The organism is Faecalibacterium prausnitzii (genome assembly GCF_003324185.1).
Lineage (GTDB): Bacteria > Bacillota > Clostridia > Oscillospirales > Ruminococcaceae > Faecalibacterium > Faecalibacterium prausnitzii.
Genome location: NZ_PXUP01000014.1, coordinates 41,304 through 63,457 on the forward strand (window position 1 = coordinate 41,304; position 22,154 = coordinate 63,457).

Here is a 22,154-nt window from a genome sequence, read left to right on the forward strand (position 1 = left end):
AATGCTCTGGCGTTATACGCCGGAAGCACCATAGTTTGCCAGCACGCGGGCAGAGGGGTCGTTGACGTTGCAGCCCGGCCATGCTTTGTTGGGCATCCAGAAGCCTACGATGGTGCGGCTCTGGTCGTGGTAGTACTTCTCAAAAATTTCGCGGTAGAACAGGCTCTCCTTGGTAAAGGGCATGCAGTGTGCCGAGTAGTTTGCCCGGCGCATCTGGAACTCCTCGTCGGTGTACAGGCTCTCGGCGTACTCCTTGATGTCGTCCACCATGCTGTGGCCCACGGCGTCCGAGAAGGCGGCCTTTTCGCGCCACAGGATCTCCGGCGGCAGCCAGTCGCCCTCAAAGGCCTTGCGCAGCAGGTACTTGCCCTTGCCGTAGCGGTTCAGCTTCTTTTCCGGGTCGATGGCCATGACGTACCGCACAAAATCCAGATCGCCAAAGGGCACGCGGGCTTCGATGCTGTTGGAGGAGATGCAGCGGTCTGCCCGCAGCACATCGTACATATACAGCTCCCGGATGCGCTTCTGGCTCTCCTGCTGGAAAGCATCGGCGGTGGGGGCGTAATCGGTGTATTTGTAGCCGAACAGCTCGTCCGAAATCTCGCCGGTCAGCAGCACACGCACATCGGTCTGCTCGTGGATGGCCTTGCACAGCAGGTACATGCCCATGCTGGCGCGGATGGTGGTGATATCCCATGTGCCCAGCAGCCGGATGACCTCTTCCAAGCTGCTGAGCACCATCTCGCGGTTGATGATGATCTCGTGGTGCTCGCTGCCAAGATAGTCCGCAGTCTGCCGGGCGTATTTCAGGTCGATGGCATCAGTGTCCATGCCGATGGCAAAGGTGCGGATGGGCTTGCCCAGCTTCTTGGCAGCAATGGAGCACACCAAGGAGGAGTCGAGCCCGCCGGAAAGCAGGAAGCCCACGGGTGCATCGGCGTCCAGCCGCTTTTCCACACCGGCGATGAGCTTCTCGCGGATGTTCTGCAGGATGGTGGGCATATCGTCCTGCATGGGGGCGGGCACATCGGCAATGTCCTCGTAGCGCACAAAGCGGCCATCGCAGTAGTAGCTGCCGATGGGGAAGGGACGGATATCATCGCACCAGCCGATGAGGTTGCGCATCTCGGAGGAAAAGGCGATCTTGTGGCTGGACTTGGAGTAGCCGTAGAACAGCGGACGGATGCCGATGGGGTCGCGGGCGGCGATGAGACGATCCTTGCGGGAATCGTACAGGATCAGCGCAAACTCCGCGTCCATGTGGCGGAACATATCCAGCCCGTACTCGTAGTACAGCGGCAGCAGGATCTCGCAGTCGCAGTCGGAGCAGAACTTGTAGCCACGGCGCTTTAAGATCTCTTTTTCGAACCGGAAGCCGTACAGCTCGCCGTTGCACACCACGCAGTCAGCGCCCCGGTAAAAGGGCTGCATCCCCTCCGGGGTCAGTCCCATGATGGCAAGCCGCCCAAAGCCCATCAGGCCGTAGGGACCCTCCACCACTCGCTGGTCGTCCGGCCCGCGGTCCACGGTGCGCAGCAGATACTCTTTGAATTTTTCGGCACTCAGGTCGTGCCCCGTATAACCCATAACACAACACATACTTCTTACCCCTCTTAAAATAAAAAAATACGGCAGCACATTCATCCCATAGTCCTAGGACGAATATGCTGCCGTATCCGTGGTGCCACCTAAATTACCGGCATACGCAATACGCCGGTCACTTTTGTGCGCTCTCCCCGTTGAAAGCACTGCCGCGATAACGAGCGGCGCACGTCTGCCCCTACTGCTGCGCACGCAGGTTCAGGGAGCGGCTCACGGGTGTTCTTCGGGCTTCGTTTTCTGCGCGGTTTCCACCGTCCCGCGCTCTCTGCAAGAAAAACCTGAAACCTTACTTTTCCCGGTCAACGCTTTTATTGTCTGCATTGTATCACGGGTTTTTGTCCGTGTCAACACAGCAGGCGCATTTTTTTGCAGGCTGTTCTTCCGCTGCGGACGGTGCCGCGTTTTGCGCGCAATGACGGCACAGCCCGTACAGCACGCTGCCCTCACATTGCAGGGTAAAGCCGTGCTCCGCCATCAGGTGGGCGCGCACTTCATCCATAAAATGGCAGTCCAAGTGATAGATGCGCCCGCACTGCACGCACTTGAGGTGCAGGTGCTCCCGGCAATGGCGTCCCTCGTCCACATACTGGAACACCGCCCGCTCGCCTTTGTCGGCTACATATTTCATAATGCGCTGCTCGCCGGCAAGCTTGTCCAGATAGCGGTATACAGTGGTGGGGTTGGGGCTTGCGCCCTGCGCCTCCAGATGCTCCAGAATGTTGGAGGCACTTACTGCGTGCTGACGGTTGTTGATGAGGTAGTCTAAGATGAGTTGCCGGGTGCGGGTGTTGTAGCCATCGCTTCGTGCCATGAGAGTTTCGGTCCTTTCCGGTGTAGATGTGTTGTTTTTTACCCCTATTGTAGCACAGTTTGCGCTTGGATGCAAAAGAAGCGGGCGGAAAGTCGGCCTGTTTGGCGACAAGCACAAAAAACATTGTAAAAAGTAGCAAAATCGAGGCGTAATCTTTGTATAAAACGGAAAACACTCCAAAGTTAAGCAAAAAGTCTTGTAAAAAATGCCCTGATGTGAAATAATGTATTAGATAAAGTGGTTGGATTGCAGCCGGGATACAAGCTGGCTGAACATGAAGAAGAAGCCGGCAGCGGTGGGTTTGCGCTGCCGGTTCGGACGTTTTGGAACGTTTTTTGGAGAAGAATAGGAGAGTGTGCTTATGAAAGAGCAGGACGCACAGGCAAAGCTCAGCCTGAAGCTGCAGGCGTACCAGTACCTCAAAACCAAGATCTTGAACTGCGAGTACCGCCCCAACGAGTTTCTGAACGAGCAGAAACTCTGCGCCGAGATGGGCAACATCAGCCGCACCCCCATGCGGGATGCGCTGGGGCGTCTGGAGCAGGAGGGGCTGATCACCATTCTGCCCAAAAAGGGTCTGATGGTCTCCGGCATCACCGAAGAGGACGTGCACAGTATGTTTGAGATGCGTCTTTTGGTGGAGCCCTACGCCCTGCGTACTTACGGCAATGCCATCCCTCGGGAGCAGCTGGAGGCCTACGCTGAGCTGATGCACCACAGCGAGCGCATCGAGGACTTCTGCAAGTCGGACGACGACTTCCACGAGCTGCTGATGAGCACCCTGCCCAACAAGTATCTGCGCTCTGCCTACGACCGCATCACCGGCCTGAACACCCGTTTCCGCATCATGACCGGCAAGGTGAGCATGATCAATCAGGAGCAGACCTGTGAGGAGCATCTGCAGATTCTGGATGCTGCTCTGGCAGGGGACTGGGACGGCGCAGCCATGGCGCTGCAGCACCATCTGGAGCTGGCCCGCGATAAAGCCGAGGGCGTCATCAAGGTCATCCGCCTGTGGTAAAAGAATAAAAATTATAAGGTCTGCTGCACCGCACGGTGCAGCAGACCTTTTGCCTTTTGTCAGCAGAACGATTCAGAATGGCCGCCGCGTGCGCTTTGGCCATAATCAGCGGAATTGTTATTTATAATATACGAACAGCCAAGCCTGCGGGCTTGGCTGTTCGACTTTTCACAAGAGGAGAAAAACGGCAGGCTTATTTCTCCACCTTGCTCAGCAGGATACGGTCATTATCCAGATTTTTGCCAGCATTCTCGCGGAACTTTTCCAGCAGATCGTCCACTGTCATCTTGCTGCGTGCTGCGCCCTTTACGTCAAACACGATGCGCCCGGCGTCCATCATCAGGGTGCGGTTGCCCAGCTCCAGCGCCTGATGCATATTGTGGGTCACCATCAGGCAGGTGATCTTTTTCTCGGCCACGATGCTCTTGGTCAGCGCCAGCACCTTTTCGGCGGTGGCGGGGTCCAGCGCGGCGGTGTGCTCGTCCAACAGCAGCAGCTTCGGCGTGACAAGGGTAGCCATGAGCAGGGTAAGCGCCTGCCGCTGCCCGCCGGAGAGCAGCCCCACCGGCTGCTTCATGCGGTCCTCCAGCCCCATGTCCAGCAACGCCAGCTTTTCGCGGAAGAGCGCCTTATCCTTGCGGGAGATGCGGGAGAAGATGGCGTTGGGCGCAGTGCCTGCCCGCAGGTAGGCCAGCGCCAGATTTTCCTCAATGGTCATGTTGGGCGCAGTGCCCTTGAGCGGGTCCTGGAACAGATGTCCGATGACCTTGCTGCGCTGGTGCTCCGGCGCAAAGGTGATGTCCTGTCCGCCCAGCAGAATGCTGCCCTCATCGGCAATAAAGCCGCCGGTGATGGCATTGAACAGGGTGGATTTGCCCGCGCCGTTGGAGCCTACGATGGTGGCAAAATCTCCGGCTTCCATCTGCAGGCTCACCCCATTTAGCGCCACTTTTTCGTTGACGGTGCCGGGGTTAAAGGTTTTGTGCAGGTCGTTCAGTTGCAGCATTTCCATGTTACTGTCCCTCCCTGTTGGTCACGGTGCAGCGGGCACGGGCAGCGTGCCGGCGCTTTTCAAAGGCGAAGTGCTCCCGGATGGCGGGCATGGAGATGGCCACTGCCACAATGATGGCAGAAACCAGCTTCATGGCGGCGGCGGGCACGTTGAACCGCAGCGCCACGGCCACGATAAAGCGGTACAGGCAGCTTCCGAACACCACGCCCAGAATGCAGCGCAGCATGGTGCGCTTGCCCACCAGCGTCTCACCGATGATGAGGGAAGCCAGTGCAATGGTCACCATGCCGGTGCCCACGTTGATATCACAGCTTTTCTGGTACTGTGCCAGCAGCCCGCCGGACAGCGCACACAACGCACCGGATACGCACAGACCCACCGTGATGGTAAAGGCGGGGTTGATGCTGGAAGCCCGCACCATGGCGGCGTTATCGCCGGTGGCGCGGATGGAAAGCCCCAGCCGCGTGCCCAGAAAGCCCAGCATCGCCGCGCAGGCTACAGCAATGATGCCTGCCGCCAGTGCCAGCTTGTACCAGCTGCCCAGAAAGCCCAGCGAAGTTTTTGCCATGGAGAAGATGGTAGGGGTCTTGACCAGCGACATGGTGGAGGAAAAGCCCATCACTGCCAGATTGATGGTGTATAGGCCGGTGTTGACAATGATACCGGCCATAATGCTTTCCACCCCGAGCCTTGTCTGCAAAAAGGCGGTGACAAAGCCGGAGCACACCCCCGCAGCCATGGCTGCCGCCAGTGCAAGGATGGGGTGACCGGTCAGCGCCACCTGACAGGCCACGGCGCAGCCCAGCGTAAAGCAGCCGTCGGTGGAAAGGTCGGCAATATTCAGGATGGAGTAGCTCAGAAACAGTGCCAACGCCACCAGTCCGTAGATGCAGCCCAGCTCCAGCGCTGTCTGCAAAACGTTGAGGGAAAAAATACTCGCCAGCATGGTGTATGCTCCTTTTATGTTTTAGAGTGGACGAATTAACCGGTATTTCATTTTCACGGGAGGGAGATTATAAAAAGCATCTTTCCCCAGAACTGCCAAAAGCTCTCCCTTGCGGGAGAGCCGGAAAAGCCGTCAGGCTTTGACAGAGCGGGGCGTTCAGGAGAAGTTCTCGGCGGTGGTCACCTCGCAGATCTCGGTGCAGTAGGGCTTGAAGGCTTCCTTCAGGGCAGCCAGATCCAGACCCAGCGCTTCGGCGGTCTCGGTGTTGATGGTGACGATGCCGTTATCAAAGGTCTGGTAGGGCAGGTCTGCGGGGGTCTTGCCGTCGCACAGCAGCTGGCTGACCATATCGGCGGTGGCTTCGCCCAGCTGAACGTAGTCCACGCCGTAGCCCACCATTGCGCCGTTCAGCGCAAAGCTGTCGGCACCGGTGTAGTGCTGCACACCGGCCTCGATGAAGCTCTCGTAGATGGACAGCTCGGCGGTCATGATGGTGTTGTCGGTGGGGGTGAACACGGCCTTGACCCCAGCGGCGACCAGTGCTTCGGCAGCCATCTGCACCTCGGCGGTGGTGGTGCCGTTCTTTTCCACCACCTTGATGCCGTTCTTCTCGCAGAAGGCCTTGGCGTCCGCAATGGCCTGGGTGGAGGAATCCTGACTCAAGTCGTACAGCAGACCGATGGTGTCGATGCCGGGGTTTGCCGCCACGATCAGGTTCATGATGGCGTCGGTGTTCAGGGCATCGGAGGTGCCGGTGATGTTCTCCTCCCCGTCAAACCCGGCGGCGGCGGGGTCGGTCACGGCAGAGTAGACCACCGGGATGTCGGTGTCCTCCACAGCGGCCAGCATGGTAGCGGCGGTGGGGGTGGCCACTGCCACGATCACGTCCACGCCGTCAGCCACAAGGTCTGCACCGATCTGGTTCAGGTTGGACTGGTCGGCCTGTGCGTTGGCATAGTAATCGGCGTAGTCAAAGGTGACACCCTTCTCCTTGCCGATGGCGTCCAGACGGCTCTCCACAGATTCTACGATCTGGTTGAGGGAAGCGTGGTCCACATAGTTGACGATGCCCACCTTGAAGGTCTCGCCAGTGGCAGCGGCGCTGCCGGAAGCCGCTGCGGAGGAGGAGACCGCTGCACTGGAGACGGTGCTGGAAGCAGCACTGCCGCAACCGGTCAGTGCCATGGCAGAAACAGCAGAAGCGGCCAGAGCGGCCTTCAGGAAGCTGCGGCGGGAGATCATGTTCAGGTTTTTCATAGTGGTAACTCCTTTCCCGGAGCGGGCGGCAAATCAAAAGACCCGCTCCCTTTGCGGGACGGGTCTTAAAACAAAACGACCCTGTCCCTGTGTGTTATCCACAAGGACAGGATCGGTAAATTACGATTCTGCGGTGCCACCTTGCTTGCTCTGCATCCAATACAGCAGAGCCACTCACGGAGAGCCAACACTCCCCTGTCCTATAACGGAGACTTCCGTCCAAAGCTACTAGGGCTTCTGCCCGTTTGCCCGGCCCTCGGCGGCCCACGAATCTCTGCCCCGCTTTCGCCCGTTTGCACTGTCCGGGCTCACTGCAGATGCGCTGTGCAGGTTCTCTTCCGCCTCATCGGTTTGATTGCATTATACACTTTATCTTCGTAAAGTCAAGAGGGAATTTAAAATTTTTATTTTTCTGTCCGGTCAAAGTCATTCTTCTGCCGGGGTGCCGGTGCTGCGGCGCTTGCGGCGCACAAAGCAGGCAACGTACACCACCCACACCGGAATTGCCACGGCGGTGACCACCCGGCTGGCGGAAAGCCCGGCGGCCTGATACACAAAGTCGATGCTGCTTGCACCCGCCGGGCAGAGCACTGCCATCAGTCCCTCGTCCACCTGAAGGATATCGGCCTTTTCGCCGTTGACGTAGGCGGTAAAGCCGTCGTCGTAGGGCACGGAGAAAAAGACGAGGTTTGCCTTGTCCAGCGTGATCTCGGCATGGAAACCGGCATTATTCATCTGGAACACCGAGCAGCTGTGGGCGCGGCGGTCGGCGCAGTCCTGCGTGTAGCTGTCGTAGTGCAGGTCATCCAGCATGGCGTCCGGCAGCTCGGTCAGGTACTGGCCGTACTGCGCCACATCCTCGTCCTCCAGCACCAGCGCCCGCATCAGCAGGTTGGAGCGCAGGGTCTTGACCGAAGCTTCGTAGGTAGCTTTGGTCACATAGTAGTCGTAGGTAAAGCCCATGGGCACATAGTTATCGTTGTGGTACAGCGCGTAGCCGTCCACATCGGCAAGGTAGGTCCAGCCCGCGTCTGCTTCGTCCTCAAAGCTCTCGCGCTTTTCCGGAGTGGTGATGAGGTACTCCACGCTCAAAAGGCCGCGCAACGCGTAGTTTGCGATCTCCGGCTCGCTGCGCACATCCCGCTTGACCCCCAGCGCCGGGTAGAAGCTGAGGATGCTGGGGGCAGCCGTGCTGCCGAAGTATTGCAGGCAGCTTTTATCCAGCCACATCCCGATGTTATCGTGGATCTTGTAGGTGTCTATCCGGTAGTCGCCCTCCGGCAGGTCGTTTTTCAGCAGCAAGGCGTTGGTGTCCTGCTCCACAAGGTCGCTGTCGGTGTACCACTGGCCAAACTTGCCAATGCCGATGTGCACCATGGTGAATGCGCAGGCAAACACCAGCACTGCCGCCGTCATGCGCTGGGCAAAGCGGCTGTCCTGCCGCCACTTGCTGCAAAGAACGCGGTACAGCATAAGCCCCAGCAGACCAAAGCCCAGCACGACAAAGAACTGCCCCGGGTTCTTCAGCACGCCCAGCGACCATGTCTCGGTGGTATCGTCCCGCACGGGCACCACCGCAAAAACAAGCGTAGCCAGCATGATCCAGCCGATGCCCCGGGCGGGTGCATCCAGATCAACGTCCGGGTCCTCCAGCGCGTTCACGGTCATGGCGGCAAGGATGAGGGTGGGCATATAGTACCAGCGGGCGTAGTAGCTGGAATTGAGCGCGTAGAAGGCGCTGTTCAGCACCGGCACCAGTGCGCATACGGCGCATACCGCCACGATGCGCTTTTTGCTGTCTGCCTTCCGGCTGCGCCAGTAGGCCATGGCACCGGCCAGACTGCACAGGGGCAGATAGGCCGTCATGCTCGTCCACTTGATGACGCCCTCCGACCAGACCGAGGTAAGATAAGGGGAGTCCGGCGGTAGGATCCAGCTGAGCAGGATGGCCAGATACTGCTGCACCTTGGAGTAGGTCAGGAAGCCCCACCCGGAGGAAAGGTCGATGGTGCGCGGGTTCTGCAGCAGACTGAGCACCGCCGGGAACAGCAGCAGACAGCCCATGGCTACGCCCAGCACGCTTTCCCACAACAGATGGCCGAACTTGCGCCCGGTCAGCCGGAAGTCCCGCGCCGAAAGCTTGCACACAAAGTAGATGCACAAAAAGAGCACCTGTCCCACAAAGAAGAAGTAGTTATTGAGCAGGTTTACCGCCACCCAGAAGGCGAACAGGCCGTGACGATCCTCATAAATGGCTTCGTCCAGCGCCCAGAGCAGGTATGGAAACAGCGCCACCACATCCACAAAGTGGTTGAAGAACACGTTGTACACCGCAAAGCCGGAAAGCGCGTACAGACAGGCACCCAGCACCGCGTAGTTCGCATTTTTGACGTAGCGGCGCAGATACAGGAACGCGCCGCCGCCCGCCACGCCGAACTTGAGCACCAGCAGCGGCACCATCATATAGGGCAGCCAGCTCTGCGGCAGCAGCATCGACAGCCAGAAGAACGGCGAGCCGTACAGGTAGAAGGAGTAGGCGTTCATCACCCCGCTGCCAAGGTCGGTCGCCCACGAAAAGGTATTGCGCGGCGCACCGGCAAAGGCACTGTCCGGGTAACCTGCGCCCTTGACGAAGCCGTTCATATACCGGTAAAAGGTGATCTGCTGGCTGTTAAAATCGCCTGCATAGTGGAAAAAGCCGCCGTCAAGGATGTAGAACGGCAAAAAGAAGATGGCCGCCGTCAGGGCGCACAGCCCCACCGCCTGCCAGAATTTTTTATGGCTCTGCTCCCTTTGCGTGAGCAGCCGTGGTTTTTTGAACTTTTCCATAGCGTTCCTCTTTCTCCGCGCACCGGCGCGGAAGTGGATTTGATGTCACCTTGTAGTATAGCACGGCGGCGCGCAAGAAAAAAGGGCTTGACAAGCGCACGCGGGGCGGGTATGGTGAAGAAAAGGAGGCGTATTGCCATGCTGTATCCCTTCAGCGCCCTGCTGGCGCGCATGAAGTACATTACCCGGTGGAGCCTGATGCACTCCACCCGGGCGGAATCCCTCAGCGAGCACACCTGCGACACCGCACTGCTGGCACACCTGCTGTGCCTCATCGCCAAGCACTACACCGGCACGCCCTGCCGCCCCGAGGTGGTGGCAGTGGCGGCACTGTACCACGACGCGCCGGAGATCATCACCGGGGATATGCCCACGCCGGTCAAGTACCACTCCCCAGCGCTGCGGGACGCCTACAAGGCACTGGAGACTGAGAGCGTGCGCTCCATGGCGGCTCTGCTGCCCGCAGAGCTGGCTGCAGAGCTGACCCCCTGCATGGACGGCAGCGTCCTGACGGCAGAGGAGCATCGTCTGCTCAAGGCTGCCGACCGGCTGAGTGCCCTCATCAAATGCACCGAGGAGCAGCGCAGCGGCAACCACGAATTTGACGCCGCGCTCACGCAGCAGCGCGCCGCGCTGCTGGCCATGCACTGCCCGGAGGCCGACTGGTTTCTGGAGCACTGCCTGCCATGCTATACCCAGAATCTGGACGAGCTGACGAAGGCGTAAAGGCGAGGAGCGGGCAGCCGAGGGAGGTTCTCTTTTGGTGGCAAAAACCCAAAAAGAGCTGCCGCGCTCCGCGGGGAAAGTAATTGCTTGCCGCAAGCGCGCAGGGACGCTCCGCTGGGCCAGAGGCAGGGAGGGGTGTTCCGACTCCCCCCTCCCTACCTCTGGACTCCACCCACCCCGCAACGGGCCAAGGGCTACACGCCCTTGACAATCCTAAAGAAGAAGTCGAAGCACAAAAAAGCTAGCGCTGCGCCAGTCGGCGCTATCGCTTTAACGCTTTTTTCGCTTCTCCATCCATAGCCCCTCAGTCGCTGCGCGACAGCTCCCCCGGGGGAGCAAGGACGCCCGCCGTAAGCGCCGCGCTTCCGTAGGAAGCGGCGCTGCAAATGCCGTTTCTCTCTACGACCCCTCCCGTGAAAATGCAATGCCGGAGCGTCCGCAGACGCTCCGGCATTGCTCTATTTAAAATATTCTTTCCGCTGAACATGGCTAGAGCACAGCGGAAGCCATTCTAAATCGTTGTTCGAGCCACGGGCTTACGGGAACGGCACTTCCCGCACATCATCGGGGTCCAGCCCGGCCTTACGCTGCTCTTCAAATACGGCGGCGATCAGCTCGTCCAAGTCCTCTAAGTGGGTCAGGGTGCAGCAGTAGCGGCGCAGGGCGGCTGCGCCCTTCAGCCCCTTCATGTAGTGCATGGTCTGGGCGCGTGCCTGCGGCATGGCCACAAACTCGCCCTTCTGCTCCACCATCTCCTCCACCTGACGGCGCAGCGCGTTCATCCGTGCCTGCAGGTTCGGCTCCTTGGGGGCGGGCAGGCCCTCCAGCGCGGCGTTCACCCGCTCAAAAAGCCACGGGTCGCCCAGTGCGCCCCGGGCGATCATCACGCCGTCGCAGTTTGTCTCCCGCACCATGCGCAGCGCATCCTCGGCGCAGTGGATATCGCCGTTGCCCAGCACCGGCACCTTTACCGCGTCCTTTACCCGGGCGATGATCTCCGGGTCGATGCCCGGGGTGTACATTTGCTCCCGGGTGCGGGCGTGCACCGCCACCAGCGCCGCGCCCGCCTGCTCGCAGGCTTTGGCGCATTCCACGGCGGTGATATGGTCGGCATCCCAGCCCTTGCGCATTTTTACGGTGACCGGGCGCTTGGTGTGCGCCACTACCTGCTCCACGATGCGCCCGCAGCGGTCGGGGTCCAGCATCAGCTTGCTGCCCGCCCCGCCGGAAACGATCTTAGGGGCAGGGCAGCCCATGTTGATGTCCACAAAGTCAAATTCATACTGCTCGATGGCGGCTGTGGCCTCGCCCATGATCTCCGGCACCTCGCCGAAGATCTGCACCCCATAGGGTGCGCCGTTGGGCGCTGCCTTCAGCAGGCTGACGGTCTTATGGTCGCCGTACACCAGCGCCCTGCTGGACACCATCTCGCTGACCGTAAAGCCAGCGCCGTGCTGCGCCATCAGGCGGCGGCAGGGGGCATCCGTAAAGCCCGCCATAGGGCCGAACACTGCCCGGTGGGGCAGGGTGATATTGCCGATCTTCAAAGGTTCCATGGGTTCTCCTTGTATCTGTTTTATCAAAAAGGGGCTGCTGCACATTGTTTGGTGCAACAGCCCCTGTGATTTTATGTTACATCTTCTCGGGCACGTTGATCTTGAACATGGTGAGCACGTTGAAGATGACGTTCTTCACGCCGATGCACAAGGCAAGGCGTGCCTGCTGCACGGCGGGGTCTGCGCCCTGAATGCGGCAGTTGCCGTAGAAGCGATGGAAGGCGCTTGCAAGGTCGATGACAAAGCGGTTGATGCGGCTGGGGTCGTACTTCTCGGCAGCCATCACGATCTCCTGCGGGAAGGCAGCCAGCATCCGGATCAGATCCATCTCGGAAGGCTCGGTGAGCAGGGTGGCGTCGATGTGCTCTGCACCGGCAAACTGCACACCCTCGCTCTCCATCTTCTTCAGGATGGAGCAGATGCGGGCATGGGCGTACTGCACATAGTACACGGGGTTGTCGTTGTCGGTCTTGACGGCCTGATCCAGATCAAAGTCGATGCCGCTGCCGGCGTCGTGCATATTGAACAGGAAGCGTGCGCTGTCGATGGGCACCTCCTCCAGCAGGTCGGTCAGGGTGATGGCGTTGCCGGTGCGCTTGGACATACGGACAGGCTGGCCGTCCCGCATCAGGTTGACCATCTGCATCAGCACAACGTCCAGATCCTCGCCGTGCAGGCCGATGGCATCCATGGCACCCTTCATGCGGGCCACATGGCCATGGTGGTCTGCGCCCCACACGTCGATGGCCTTGGCAAAGCCGCGGGTAGCCAGCTTGTTGTAGTGGTAGGCGATATCGGCGGCAAAGTAGGTGGGGATGCCGTTGGCGCGGACGAGTACCTCGTCCTTGGCCTCCTCCTCGGTGCCGTCCTCGGTCTTTTTCTTGTTCACGGTGCCGTACTTGGCAGCGTACTGAGCGCTGCGGTACATGATAGCACCGTCCTCGGCCTTGTAGCAGGCACCCAGCTCCAGCAGCTTATCCACCACAGCCAGCACTGCGCCGGACTCGTGCAGGGTGCTCTCGTGGAACCAGACGTCGTAATCAATGCGGTACTTGCCGAGGTCGCGTTTCAGAGCAGCAATGTTCTTGGGCAGGGCGTAGGCCACCAGTGCGTCCTTCAGGGCGGCAAAGGCCTCGCTCTCGAACAGAGCTTCCTCGTCCATACCCTTGCAGGCGGCAACGTACTTGTCGCCGTTCAGCTGGGCAAACTCACCGGCCAGCACCTTGATGTCGCCGCCCTGATAGCACTCCTTGGGCAGGGGATAGGCATCCTCACCGCAGAACTGCTGCAGGTAGCGCACCGCCAGACTTTTGCCGAACTTCTGGATCTGGTTGCCGGCGTCGTTGATATAGAACTCGCGGGTTACATCGTAGCCGGACCAGTCCAGCACAGCGGCCAGACAGTCGCCCAGTGCGCCGCCGCGGGCGTTGCCCATGTGCATGGGGCCGGTGGGGTTGGCAGAAACGAACTCCACATTGTACTTTGCGCCCTTGCCGTGGTCGGTGCGGCCATACTCCTTGTTGGCGCAGGCACCCAGCACCACGCCCGCCCAGAAGCTCTGGGACAGGAACAGGTTGATGAAGCCGGGACCGGCAACCTCCACCTTGGAGAACACGCTGTTCTCAAGGGAGGGCAGGTGTGCCAGCAGGGCGTCTGCAATCATCTTGGGCGCCTTGCGCCAGGTGCGTGCACCGGCCATGGCGAGGTTGGAGGCGATATCACCGTTCTTCACATCGGCGGGGATCTCCACGATAAAGGCGGGCAGCTCTGCTTCGGGCAGGGTGCCGTCTGCCATGGCAGCCTTGGCGGCTGCGGTCAGCAGAGCGCGTGCCTCATCCAGCGCAGCCTGCCGGGGGTTGTAGTTCTGGTAGGTCTTTTCAAAATCAGTCATGGGTCGGATTCCTTTCACAGTCTCAGGGAACTTCGTCAATTCACATGGGTCACGGTAACTTCCAGCCGGTTGCGGCTCACCAGCTCGGCGCTGTCGGCATCCAGCAGGTAGGCAAACCGGGCGGTGCCGCCCTTTTCGGTCAGCTGACAGTCGATCTCGTCCGCAGTCACGCCCAAGGTCATGGAGCCGAAGCCGGTCTCGTAGTGGCACAGGTTGCGGCGGCCTTTTTCAATCAGCAGCTGGGTGCCTGCCCCGCCGCCCTTGCCGAACCGCAGCATCGCCACCCGGCTGCCGTCTGCGGCGATCTTCAGAGTGGTAGTGCAGCCCTCGTAGCCGGTGGTCTCGGTCTCGCGGTAGGTCACATAGTAGCTGCCGCCCTTCAGCACAAGGCTGCCCCGGGTCATCAGCTCCACAAATTCTTCTTTTTCTTCCTCCGCAGCCGGTTCGTCCAGCCGCTGCTCAATGCGGCTTTTGATGCGGATGATATAGTCTTCCTTCAGTGGCTTGCTCACGTTGTTTTTCCTTATCAATATTTATCAATGGCGATCTGCTCCACCGGGCCGCCCTTGTACTCGCCCAGAAACAGGTCTGCCGTCTGCACAAAGCAGTCCGGCACATCGCTGACGTAAAAGTGCGCCTGCCCGTTCTCGTGGTCGGCGCGCAGCCCGCGCTCGGCAAGCATCCGCTCCAGATGATGGGCGGCGGTCATGGCGGGGTCCACCAGCGTGACGCCCGGGCCCATAAACTCCCCGATCATGCTTTTCAGCAGCGGGTAGTGGGTGCAGCCCAAAATCAGGGTATCCACCCCGGCTTCGCGCACCTCGGTCAGGTACTGGGCAATGACCAGCTTCGTGATCTGCTGCTTTCCGGCTTCGCTGTGATCCACATACCCGGCCTCCACCAGCGGTACAAACAGCGGGCAGGGGCGGGCAGTGATCTCCACCCCGGGTACCAGCTGCCGCAGCAGCTTTTCGTAGCTGCGGGAGCGGATGGTGGCGGCTGTGCCGATGACGCCGATGCGGCGGTTGCGGGTGACAAAGGCTGCTTCCCGGGCGGCGGCGTCCACTACGCCAAGGTAGGGCACCGGCAACTGGGCTGCCTCCGCAGCCGGGTAGGTGCTGCTCACCGTGCCGCAGGCGGCCATGATGCATTTGACGTTTTTGGAAAGCAGAAAGGCCACGTCCTGCCGGGCGTACTGCAGAATGGTCTCTGGGCTGCGGCTGCCGTAGGGTACCCGGCCGGTATCGCCGAAGTAGATGATATCCTCATGGGGCAGGCGCTTGCGCAGCTCCCGCACACCGGTCAGGCCGCCCAGACCGCTGTCGAACACACCGATGGGGCGATTATCCATGCTGCTTTTCCGTCCTTTCCACCGCCAGTGCGATCAGGCGATCGATGAGCTGCGGCACCGGCAGACCCTCGTGCTCCATGAGCTTGGGGTACATGCTGATGGCGGTAAAGCCGGGGAAGGTGTTGATCTCGTTGATGAGCACCCGGCCGGTGTTCTTTTCCACAAAGAAATCGCACCGTGCCAGACCCTCGCAGTTCAGTGCGGTGTAGGCCATGGCGGCGTAGGTCTTTACCTCGTCCAGCTTGGCCTCCGGCAGATGTGCCGGGATGACGGTCTGGCTCACGCCATTCTTGTACTTATCATCATAGGTGTAGAACTCTGCACCGGCAAGGATCTCACCGGGACGGGTGGCAACAGCGGGGTCGGAGCCGATGACGGCGCACTCCACTTCCTGTCCGTCCACAAAGGCTTCAAACACTACCTTGCGGTCGTTTTCCAGTGCAAGGGCAATGGCGGCCTTCAGCTCCTCCTGATTGGAAACCTTGGAGATGCCCACACTGGAGCCTGCGTTGGCGGGCTTGACGAACACCGGCCAGCCCAGCTTTTGTTCCACACCGGCGCAAACGCCCTCCAGATCCTTCTCGATCTCCCAACGGTTGGCGGCTACCCACTTGGTGTGGGGCACACCGTTGGCCTCGAACAGGGCGTTGGCCACAGCCTTGTCCATGCACACAGAGCTTGCCAGCACGCCGCAGCCCACATAGGCGATGCCTGCCAGCTCCAACAGGCCCTGCACGGTGCCGTCCTCGCCCCACAGGCCGTGGAGCACCGGGATCACCACGTCAAGGTGCATCTTTTCCACCCGGCCGTCCGGGGTAAACAGGATCATGCCGTGGTCGGCGCGGTCCGGGCTGATCACGCAGGCCATATTGCCGGGCAGCTCTTCCCAGCTGCCATCGGCCATCTGTTCCGCCGTGGCCTCGGTATAGAGCCAGCGGCCCTCCTTGGTGATGCCCACGGTGAGCACCTCGTATTTGCTGCGGTCGATGTTGCGGACAAAGTTGCCCACAGAGACACAGCTGACCTCATGTTCGCTGGACATACCGCCAAACAACAGAGCCACGCACATTTTATTTGCAGACTGCATGATATCTCACTCCTATTTATAAAGCCCCGGTAAAGGGGCGGCTTCAAACCGGTAAAATGCCGTTTCGATTCATTATACAATATCTACGCCCGCGATGCAAGCAGAATGCAAAAAAGCCGCGTTGGGACAAAAAGACAGTGACTGCGAAAAAAGTTTCTCAAAATCGCTTTTTTCTGCTTGACGGATTGAAAAACGCGTGGTACAATGATATCACCTCTTTTGCGGGGTTATTAAGTGCGCCTGTTTTTACAGCTGCCACCCGCACCCGAGGGAGGTTCAAAACAACCGTTATAATGGAGGTGTCAACAAATGACCGTTAAAATCACTCTGGCCTGCACCGAGTGCAAGCAGCGCAACTACAACACCACGAAGAACAAGAAGAACAACCCCGATCGTCTCGAGATGAAGAAGTACTGCCGTTTCTGCAAGAAGCACACCGTTCATCGCGAAACCAAGTAAAAGAAAGGCGGAGCATAATGGCAGACAAAACCGAGAAAAAGCCGGGCTTTGTGGCCAAAGCTAAAGCCGCTGTCAAGGGCTTCTGCGCACGGGTCGCAAAGTTCTTCCGCGATACCAAGAGCGAGCTGAAGAAGGTGGTCTGGCCGTCCAAGCAGGACGTCAAGACCAACACCATCGTCGTGCTTGTGACCGTCGCGATCGCAGCGGTTGTGATGATCCTGCTGGATGCCATCTTTGGTGGTATTCTGGGCCTGATCATCGGCGCCTGAGAATCATCTTGAAACGGAGGGTCAACCAAAATGGAAGAATCAACCAAGCTGGTAGATGAGTCCACTGAGGCTCTTTGGTATGTTGTGCATACCTATTCCGGTTACGAGAACAAGGTCGCCAACGACCTGCAGACCATGGTGGAGAACCGTCACCTGCAGGAGCTGATCTGCGACATCAAGGTTCCCGTCGAGATGGTTCCTGAGATCGACAAGAACGGCAAGCAGAAGATGGTGGAGCACAAGCTGTTCCCCGGCTACGTTCTGGTCAAAATGGTGATGAACGACGATACCTGGTATGTCGTGCGCAATACGCGCGGCTGCACCGGCTTCGTTGGCCCCGCCTCCAAGCCCGTTCCGCTGACCGCTGAGGAAGTGGAGAAGATGGGCGTGGAGAAGGCTGCACCGCTCAGCGTCGATTTTGCTGTCGGCGATACCGTGCAGATCACCGCCGGTCCTCTGGAAGGCTTTATGGGCCTTGTGGAGGCCATTGATACCGAGAACTTCAAGGTGAAGCTCAAGGTCAATATGTTCGGCCGCGAGACCCCCGCAGAGGTGGAGATCGGTCAGGTCGAGCTGCCGTAACCAACCGGCAAGTTCCGTTTACCAAGGTAAGACCGCAGTGCGGTTCTTATAGAGCGTGTGCAGCGTGCACGCGCTCGTGGGAGGCGCAGAGACACTGCGCCGCAACTCACCACAGATTTTTGGAGGTGCATTTATCATGGCACAGAAAGTTACTGGCTACATTAAGCTGCAGATCGAGGCCGGCAAGGCGACTCCGGCTCCCCCTGTTGGCCCTGCTCTGGGTCAGAAGGGCGTCAACATCATGGCGTTCACCAAGGAGTTCAACGAGCGTACCAAGAACCAGATGGGTTATGTGATCCCCGTCGTCATCACCGTGTACGCTGACCGCTCCTTCAGCTTCATCACCAAGACTCCTCCGGCAGCTGTTCTGATCAAGAAGGCCGCTGGCATCAACACCGCTTCCGGCAAGCCCAACAAGGAAAAGGTTGCTTCTCTGACCGCCGCTCAGGTGGAGGAGATCGCCAAGACCAAGATGCCCGACCTGAACGCTGCTTCTCTGGAAGCTGCCTGCAGCATGGTTCGCGGCACCTGCCGTTCCATGGGCGTCACCGTCGAGGGCTGAGACATAAACAGTGGGAGGGCATAACACTGCCCGCATGACCACACAGGAGGATATACAATGAAACATGGCAAGCACTATGTCGACGCTGCAAAGCTGGTCGATTCTACTAAGGCATACGATGTGAACGAGGCTCTGGAGCTGGCTTGCAAGACCGCTTCCGCCAAGTTCGACGAGACTGTCGAGCTGCACGTCCGTCTGGGCGTTGATGGCCGTCACGCTGACCAGCAGGTCCGCGGCGCTGTCGTTCTGCCCAACGGCACCGGCAAGACCGTCCGCGTCTGCGCTATTGCTAAGGGCCCCGCAGCTGCTGCTGCCGAGGCTGCTGGCGCTGATATCGTTGGCGATGACGAGCTGATCGCAAAGATCGCCGGCGGCTTCATGGATTTTGACGTCGTCGTGACTACCCCCGATATGATGGGCCGCGTTGGCCGTCTGGGTAAGGTTCTGGGCCCCCGCGGCCTGATGCCCAACCCCAAGGCCGGCACTGTGGCTCCCGATCTGGGCAAGGCTGTCAGCGAGGCTAAGGCTGGTAAGATCGAGTACCGTCTGGACAAGCAGAACATCATCCATGTGCCCGTGGGCAAGGCTTCTTTCGGTGCAGAGAAGCTGTACACCAACCTAGACACTGTGATGGAGGCTATTGCCAAGGCAAAGCCCGCTGCAGCAAAGGGTACCTACTTCAAGAGCGCTACCATCGCCACCACCATGGGCCCTGGCATCCGTCTGAACACCCTGAAGTACGGTGTCTAATTTAGATTTCTGATGTTTTTCTGCCGTTCTGCGGAATGGCAGAAAAATTTTGTCGGAAATTGAAAAAAGTACTTGACAACGCCGCACGTTTGCGGTATTATAATCATGCTGTTTTTAAGACAGCAGGCGCTGGAGTCCAGTGTAAAGTTTGACCGCCTGCCGAGAAACGTGCGTAAAGTTGCTTTATGCCTCTCTCTCGGCGCAGTGCGCGGGAGAGAGGCTTTTTTCATTGCTCCGGCTTTCGATACAAGTTTTTGAAACGAGGTGAAACCGAATGCCCAGTGCAAAGATTCTTTCTGAAAAGCAGGCTTACGTCGCTGATCTGAAGGCAAAGTTTGAGAGTGCGGTTTCCGGCTGCGTCGTCGCTTACGGCGGCATTAACGTCGAGAACGACACCAAGCTCCGTAAGGAGCTGCGTGAGGCAGGCGTTGATTACATGGTCGTGAAGAACACCATGCTGCGTCTGGCAGTTAAGGGTACCGCTCTGGAGGGTCTGGCTGAGAACTTCAAGGGCGACACCGCTGTTGCTTTTGCTCACGAGGATGACCCCATGGCTGCTGCCCGCATCCTGTGCAAGTACCAGGATGGCGATAAGTCCAAGAAGTTCGTCGTGAAGGCTGGCTTCATGGAAGGCAAGGCTATGAACGCCGCCGAGACCAACGCTATCGCAAAGCTGCCCAACCGCGAAGGTATGCTGTCCATGTTTGCAGGCGCCCTCACCAGCACTCTGTCTGGTCTGGCCGTTGCAATGCAGGCTTATGCCGACAAGCAGGAGGAGCCCGCTGCCTGATGGCCGCGTGACCGCCGCTTAACAAAAAACTGAAACAAACTAAAACCATTGATATTGGAGGGTTATTACCATGGCTTCTGAGAAGATTACTGCCATCATCGAGTCCGTCAAGGGCCTGACCGTTCTGGAGCTGAAGGAACTGATCGACACCTACTGCGAGGAGTTCGGTGTTTCTGCTGTTGCTGCTGCTGCTCCCGCTGCTGCTGGCGCTGCTGCTTCCGCTGAGGAAGAGAAGACCGAGTTCGACGTCATCCTGGCTGAGGCTGGCGCTACCAAGATGCAGGTCATCAAGGTCGTTAAGGAGATCACCGGTCTGGGCCTGAAGGAGGCTAAGGCTATCGTTGATGGCGCTCCCAAGGCTGTCAAGGAGAAGGTCTCCCAGGCTGAGGCTGACGACATCAAGAAGAAGCTGGAAGAGGCTGGCGCTAAGGTTGAGGTTAAGTAATTTAACCCCTTCTCTTACCGTTCTTTCTTGAACATCAAGAGGTCTGCACCGCAAGGTGCAGGCCTCTTTTTGTATCTCTCCGTGAAAAAAGGCTTCAGAAACGCCCACAGGCGTTTCTGAAGCCTAAAATCAAATTCCGCTCAAAAAAAGGCTACTGCACAAACCTGTGCAGCAGCCTTTCGTATTATTCTTCCGGTGCAGCCTTGGACTCCTCCACATAGGCTGCGATCTTGTCGATCTGGATCTGTGCCACGGCGCGGCCGGTCTCGTAAACGCGGCGCAGCTGGGCGGGATCGCGCTCCATGGAGGGAATCTCCAGCGGGATGGGCGGGCGGATGACAAAGGCCCGGCCGGACTGCTCCAGCATGGAAATATAGGCCAGCGTCTCGTTGTAGCGCTGGTGCCGGTCTGCCACGGCCTCCACAAAAGCGGGATAGCGCACATACCTTGCCCGGATAAGGGGCAGCATCTTGTTTTTCTGCTTTACAAAACCCTTGGGCTGGGTCAGGATGATCAGGTTGCGCTTGTAGCCGATAGACTCGAAAAAGCGCACAGGAATGGAATCCGCAACACCGCCGTCCAGCAGCTGATAGTGGCCGATCTTCACGATCTTGGCCGCCAGCGGCATGGATGCCGAAGCCTGCATCCACTGGATATCCTCGGCGTCGCCGGTGCGGCACTTGCGGTAGATAGGCTCGCCGGTGCGTACATCGGTGCACACCACAAAAAAGTCCATGGGGTTCTCCCGGAAAGCCTCGGTGTCAAAGGGATCCAGCTTTTCCGGCACGGTATGGTAGCAGAACTGCTCGCTGTACAGGTTGCCGGTGCGCAGCAGGTTGCCAAAGCTGGCGTAGCGCTTGTCGGTGCAGTATTCTGTGTTGTAGCGGATGGTGCGCCCGATTTGGTGCGACTTGTAGTTGCAGCCGAACACTGCCCCCGCCGACACACCAACGGCACCGTCCAGCTGGATGTTATGCTCCATCAGCACATCCAGTACGCCGGCGGTGAACATTCCGCGCATAGCGCCGCCTTCCAGCACAAGTCCTGTTTTCATACCATTTTCCTCCTCGTCCGGTCAAAAATCCCGGATATGACCCTTCTCCTATTAAGAATAGTATACTCAAAAACCGCGAAAGAACAAGGGAGGATAAACCAAAAATGACCCGACAACCTCACGAAGTTTCGGTATTTTTGGACAAGGTCATACTTTTAGAAAAAACGAAGAGGTTTGGTGTCGTAATTTTACGAATTTTGGCATGAAAACCCCTTGTCAAAGCGGGATGCTTCCGGTATACTAGGTGAAACATTATATGATGGGTGCGTGTGGCGCGCACCCGGGAATGGAAAACAGGCAGGCGCTTTTCGCGGCGGGCGAGCCGGAGGCAGAAAACGCGCCTGCAAGGGTTGGAGGATATATTTTATGAAGATGCTGGAAGATCGTATCCGCAAGGACGGCATTGTGCGCGAGGGCAACGTGCTCAAGGTGGACAGCTTTATCAACCACCAGATGGACATCCCGTTGTTCCGCGAGATGGCACGGGAGTGGAAGCGCCTGTTTGCAGGCAAGCCCATCAATAAGGTGCTCACCATCGAGGCCAGCGGCATCGGCATTGCGGCTGTGGTGGCCAGCGAGCTGAACGTGCCGGTGGTGTTTGCCAAAAAATCCATGAGCATCAATCTGGACTACGACAACTACAAGACTCAGATCCAGTCCTTCACCCACAAAAAAATCTACAATGTCATCGTCTCCAAAAAGTTCCTCACCCCGGAGGATCATGTGCTGATCATCGACGATTTTCTGGCCAACGGCTGCGCCCTGATGGGGCTGCTGGAACTGGCCGAGGAAGCCGGTGCCACCGTAGAGGGCATCGGCATCGCCGTGGAAAAGGGCTTCCAGCAGGGCGGCGAGCTGATCCGCAGCAAGGGCATCCAGCTGGAAAGCCTTGCCATCGTGGACGCCATGGACAGCACCACCGGCGAGATCACCTTCCGCCCCCAGCCGAACCAGAACTAAAAATCATTATACATTTCAGCGTAACGGAATGTCTGCGGACGTTCCGTTATTTTTTTGCGGCTGAATAGCAGCATTTGCAGCGGCGCTGCGGGTAAAGGTATCTGCTTGCCGCAAGCGTGCAAAGACGCTCCGCTGGGCCAGAGGCAGGGAGGGGTGTTCCGAGTCCCCCCTCCCTACCTCTGGACTCCACCCAC

At 58.8% G+C, this 22,154-nt stretch carries 22 protein-coding genes and 1 other annotated feature; of the genes, 10 read left to right on the top strand and 12 right to left on the bottom strand.

Going from position 1 to position 22,154, the window contains the following annotated elements; translation table 11 throughout:
- Positions 1–12: 12 nt before the first annotated feature.
- Together asnB and C7J97_RS10385 are read right to left on the bottom strand one after the other, a co-directional pair.
- Complete coding sequence (gene asnB / locus C7J97_RS10380; RefSeq protein ID WP_044959541.1) at positions 13–1,599, bottom strand: asparagine synthase B; 1,587 nt, start codon at positions 1,597–1,599, stop codon at positions 13–15.
- Positions 1,600–1,651: 52 nt separating this feature from the next.
- Positions 1,652–1,914 (bottom strand) — a binding site (T-box leader).
- A gap of 13 nt (positions 1,915–1,927) precedes the next feature.
- Positions 1,928–2,413 carry a Fur family transcriptional regulator gene (locus tag C7J97_RS10385; RefSeq protein ID WP_055186382.1) on the bottom strand — a complete coding sequence of 162 codons (486 nt, stop codon included), beginning with the start codon at positions 2,411–2,413 and terminating at the stop codon, positions 1,928–1,930.
- Between the two features lie 361 nt (positions 2,414–2,774).
- Between C7J97_RS10385 and C7J97_RS10390 the strand changes: the two genes are divergently transcribed.
- The gene (locus C7J97_RS10390) at positions 2,775–3,434 is read left to right on the top strand and encodes a GntR family transcriptional regulator (protein ID WP_097779298.1); all 660 of its coding nucleotides are present in this window, start codon (positions 2,775–2,777) and stop codon (positions 3,432–3,434) included.
- A 193-nt stretch (positions 3,435–3,627) separates the two neighbouring features.
- Here C7J97_RS10390 and C7J97_RS10395 read toward each other — a convergent pair whose 3' ends face one another.
- The 4 genes from C7J97_RS10395 to C7J97_RS10410 form a co-directional block, all read right to left on the bottom strand.
- On the bottom strand, positions 3,628–4,440 hold the full coding sequence (locus C7J97_RS10395; protein WP_055186389.1) for an ABC transporter ATP-binding protein: 813 nt from the start codon (positions 4,438–4,440) through the stop codon (positions 3,628–3,630).
- 7 nt (positions 4,441–4,447) lie between these two features.
- Positions 4,448–5,392, bottom strand: coding sequence for an ABC transporter permease (locus C7J97_RS10400; protein WP_113998223.1), 945 nt, complete (start codon positions 5,390–5,392; stop codon positions 4,448–4,450).
- Positions 5,393–5,548: 156 nt separating this feature from the next.
- Positions 5,549–6,649, bottom strand: a complete 1,101-nt coding sequence (locus C7J97_RS10405) for an ABC transporter substrate-binding protein (protein WP_113992965.1) — start codon at positions 6,647–6,649, stop codon at positions 5,549–5,551.
- Between the two features lie 426 nt (positions 6,650–7,075).
- Positions 7,076–9,478 carry a YfhO family protein gene (locus C7J97_RS10410; RefSeq protein ID WP_113992964.1) on the bottom strand — a complete coding sequence of 801 codons (2,403 nt, stop codon included), beginning with the start codon at positions 9,476–9,478 and terminating at the stop codon, positions 7,076–7,078.
- 138 nt (positions 9,479–9,616) lie between these two features.
- Between C7J97_RS10410 and yfbR the strand changes: the two genes are divergently transcribed.
- Positions 9,617–10,204 carry a 5'-deoxynucleotidase gene (gene yfbR, locus C7J97_RS10415; protein ID WP_113992963.1) on the top strand — a complete coding sequence of 196 codons (588 nt, stop codon included), beginning with the start codon at positions 9,617–9,619 and terminating at the stop codon, positions 10,202–10,204.
- A 536-nt stretch (positions 10,205–10,740) separates the two neighbouring features.
- Here yfbR and dusB read toward each other — a convergent pair.
- From dusB to C7J97_RS10450, 5 genes are all read right to left on the bottom strand, one after another.
- Positions 10,741–11,760 (bottom strand): tRNA dihydrouridine synthase DusB, encoded by a 1,020-nt coding sequence (dusB, locus tag C7J97_RS10430; RefSeq protein WP_044959537.1) that lies wholly within the window; start codon positions 11,758–11,760, stop codon positions 10,741–10,743.
- A gap of 76 nt (positions 11,761–11,836) precedes the next feature.
- On the bottom strand, positions 11,837–13,651 hold the full coding sequence (gene argS, locus C7J97_RS10435) for an arginine--tRNA ligase (RefSeq protein WP_113992960.1): 1,815 nt from the start codon (positions 13,649–13,651) through the stop codon (positions 11,837–11,839).
- Positions 13,652–13,686: 35 nt separating this feature from the next.
- Positions 13,687–14,163, bottom strand: coding sequence for a YwiB family protein (locus C7J97_RS10440; protein WP_112121406.1), 477 nt, complete (start codon positions 14,161–14,163; stop codon positions 13,687–13,689).
- 14 nt (positions 14,164–14,177) lie between these two features.
- Positions 14,178–15,002, bottom strand: a complete 825-nt coding sequence (gene murI / locus C7J97_RS10445; RefSeq protein WP_113992959.1) for a glutamate racemase — start codon at positions 15,000–15,002, stop codon at positions 14,178–14,180.
- Complete coding sequence (locus tag C7J97_RS10450; RefSeq protein ID WP_097785667.1) at positions 14,995–16,089, bottom strand: D-alanine--D-alanine ligase family protein; 1,095 nt, start codon at positions 16,087–16,089, stop codon at positions 14,995–14,997. The genes murI and C7J97_RS10450 overlap by 8 nt, the downstream gene beginning before the upstream one ends.
- Positions 16,090–16,398: 309 nt before the next feature.
- On the opposite strand from C7J97_RS10450, the gene rpmG reads away from it, so the two are divergent.
- The 7 genes from rpmG to rplL all read left to right on the top strand — a co-directional run bounded on the left by rpmG (position 16,399) and on the right by rplL (position 19,946).
- Complete coding sequence (gene rpmG, locus C7J97_RS10455) at positions 16,399–16,548, top strand: 50S ribosomal protein L33 (RefSeq protein ID WP_005920501.1); 150 nt, start codon at positions 16,399–16,401, stop codon at positions 16,546–16,548.
- Positions 16,549–16,565: 17 nt separating this feature from the next.
- On the top strand, positions 16,566–16,817 hold the full coding sequence (gene secE, locus C7J97_RS10460; protein WP_005920499.1) for a preprotein translocase subunit SecE: 252 nt from the start codon (positions 16,566–16,568) through the stop codon (positions 16,815–16,817).
- 30 nt (positions 16,818–16,847) lie between these two features.
- Complete coding sequence (gene nusG, locus C7J97_RS10465; RefSeq protein ID WP_005920497.1) at positions 16,848–17,399, top strand: transcription termination/antitermination protein NusG; 552 nt, start codon at positions 16,848–16,850, stop codon at positions 17,397–17,399.
- 136 nt (positions 17,400–17,535) lie between these two features.
- On the top strand, positions 17,536–17,961 hold the full coding sequence (gene rplK / locus C7J97_RS10470) for a 50S ribosomal protein L11 (protein ID WP_005920496.1): 426 nt from the start codon (positions 17,536–17,538) through the stop codon (positions 17,959–17,961).
- Between the two features lie 57 nt (positions 17,962–18,018).
- Entirely contained in the window at positions 18,019–18,711 is a 693-nt protein-coding gene (rplA, locus tag C7J97_RS10475) for a 50S ribosomal protein L1 (RefSeq protein ID WP_005920494.1), read from the top strand.
- A gap of 274 nt (positions 18,712–18,985) precedes the next feature.
- Positions 18,986–19,501: a 50S ribosomal protein L10 gene (gene rplJ / locus C7J97_RS10480; RefSeq protein WP_005920492.1), complete on the top strand. Its 516-nt coding sequence runs from the start codon at positions 18,986–18,988 to the stop codon at positions 19,499–19,501.
- Positions 19,502–19,571: 70 nt separating this feature from the next.
- Positions 19,572–19,946: a 50S ribosomal protein L7/L12 gene (rplL, locus tag C7J97_RS10485; RefSeq protein WP_015537535.1), complete on the top strand. Its 375-nt coding sequence runs from the start codon at positions 19,572–19,574 to the stop codon at positions 19,944–19,946.
- A gap of 184 nt (positions 19,947–20,130) precedes the next feature.
- Here the strand turns inward: rplL and C7J97_RS10490 are convergent, their stop codons facing one another.
- On the bottom strand, positions 20,131–21,000 hold the full coding sequence (locus tag C7J97_RS10490; protein WP_113620850.1) for a patatin-like phospholipase family protein: 870 nt from the start codon (positions 20,998–21,000) through the stop codon (positions 20,131–20,133).
- A gap of 366 nt (positions 21,001–21,366) precedes the next feature.
- Between C7J97_RS10490 and C7J97_RS10495 the strand changes: the two genes are divergently transcribed.
- The gene (locus C7J97_RS10495; RefSeq protein WP_005920489.1) at positions 21,367–21,960 is read left to right on the top strand and encodes a xanthine phosphoribosyltransferase; all 594 of its coding nucleotides are present in this window, start codon (positions 21,367–21,369) and stop codon (positions 21,958–21,960) included.
- Positions 21,961–22,154 lie beyond the last annotated feature (194 nt).

What these genes read in the sequence shown, in the direction of transcription:
- rplK (WP_005920496.1), top strand. Translation starts at nt 17,536, where the DNA reads ATGGCACAGAAAGTTACTGGCTACATTAAGCTGCAGATCGAGGCCGGC.
- secE (WP_005920499.1), top strand. Translation starts at nt 16,566, where the DNA reads ATGGCAGACAAAACCGAGAAAAAGCCGGGCTTTGTGGCCAAAGCTAAA.
- C7J97_RS10490 (WP_113620850.1), bottom strand. Translation starts at nt 21,000, where the DNA reads ATGAAAACAGGACTTGTGCTGGAAGGCGGCGCTATGCGCGGAATGTTC.
- rplA (WP_005920494.1), top strand. Translation starts at nt 18,019, where the DNA reads ATGAAACATGGCAAGCACTATGTCGACGCTGCAAAGCTGGTCGATTCT.
- asnB (WP_044959541.1), bottom strand. Translation starts at nt 1,599, where the DNA reads ATGTGTTGTGTTATGGGTTATACGGGGCACGACCTGAGTGCCGAAAAA.
- C7J97_RS10410 (WP_113992964.1), bottom strand. Translation starts at nt 9,478, where the DNA reads ATGGAAAAGTTCAAAAAACCACGGCTGCTCACGCAAAGGGAGCAGAGC.
- argS (WP_113992960.1), bottom strand. Translation starts at nt 13,651, where the DNA reads ATGACTGATTTTGAAAAGACCTACCAGAACTACAACCCCCGGCAGGCT.
- C7J97_RS10395 (WP_055186389.1), bottom strand. Translation starts at nt 4,440, where the DNA reads ATGCTGCAACTGAACGACCTGCACAAAACCTTTAACCCCGGCACCGTC.
- nusG (WP_005920497.1), top strand. Translation starts at nt 16,848, where the DNA reads ATGGAAGAATCAACCAAGCTGGTAGATGAGTCCACTGAGGCTCTTTGG.
- C7J97_RS10390 (WP_097779298.1), top strand. Translation starts at nt 2,775, where the DNA reads ATGAAAGAGCAGGACGCACAGGCAAAGCTCAGCCTGAAGCTGCAGGCG.
- yfbR (WP_113992963.1), top strand. Translation starts at nt 9,617, where the DNA reads ATGCTGTATCCCTTCAGCGCCCTGCTGGCGCGCATGAAGTACATTACC.
- C7J97_RS10400 (WP_113998223.1), bottom strand. Translation starts at nt 5,392, where the DNA reads ATGCTGGCGAGTATTTTTTCCCTCAACGTTTTGCAGACAGCGCTGGAG.
- C7J97_RS10405 (WP_113992965.1), bottom strand. Translation starts at nt 6,649, where the DNA reads ATGAAAAACCTGAACATGATCTCCCGCCGCAGCTTCCTGAAGGCCGCT.
- C7J97_RS10385 (WP_055186382.1), bottom strand. Translation starts at nt 2,413, where the DNA reads ATGGCACGAAGCGATGGCTACAACACCCGCACCCGGCAACTCATCTTA.
- murI (WP_113992959.1), bottom strand. Translation starts at nt 15,002, where the DNA reads ATGGATAATCGCCCCATCGGTGTGTTCGACAGCGGTCTGGGCGGCCTG.
- rplJ (WP_005920492.1), top strand. Translation starts at nt 18,986, where the DNA reads ATGCCCAGTGCAAAGATTCTTTCTGAAAAGCAGGCTTACGTCGCTGAT.
- C7J97_RS10450 (WP_097785667.1), bottom strand. Translation starts at nt 16,089, where the DNA reads ATGCAGTCTGCAAATAAAATGTGCGTGGCTCTGTTGTTTGGCGGTATG.
- rplL (WP_015537535.1), top strand. Translation starts at nt 19,572, where the DNA reads ATGGCTTCTGAGAAGATTACTGCCATCATCGAGTCCGTCAAGGGCCTG.
- dusB (WP_044959537.1), bottom strand. Translation starts at nt 11,760, where the DNA reads ATGGAACCTTTGAAGATCGGCAATATCACCCTGCCCCACCGGGCAGTG.
- rpmG (WP_005920501.1), top strand. Translation starts at nt 16,399, where the DNA reads ATGACCGTTAAAATCACTCTGGCCTGCACCGAGTGCAAGCAGCGCAAC.
- C7J97_RS10495 (WP_005920489.1), top strand. Translation starts at nt 21,367, where the DNA reads ATGAAGATGCTGGAAGATCGTATCCGCAAGGACGGCATTGTGCGCGAG.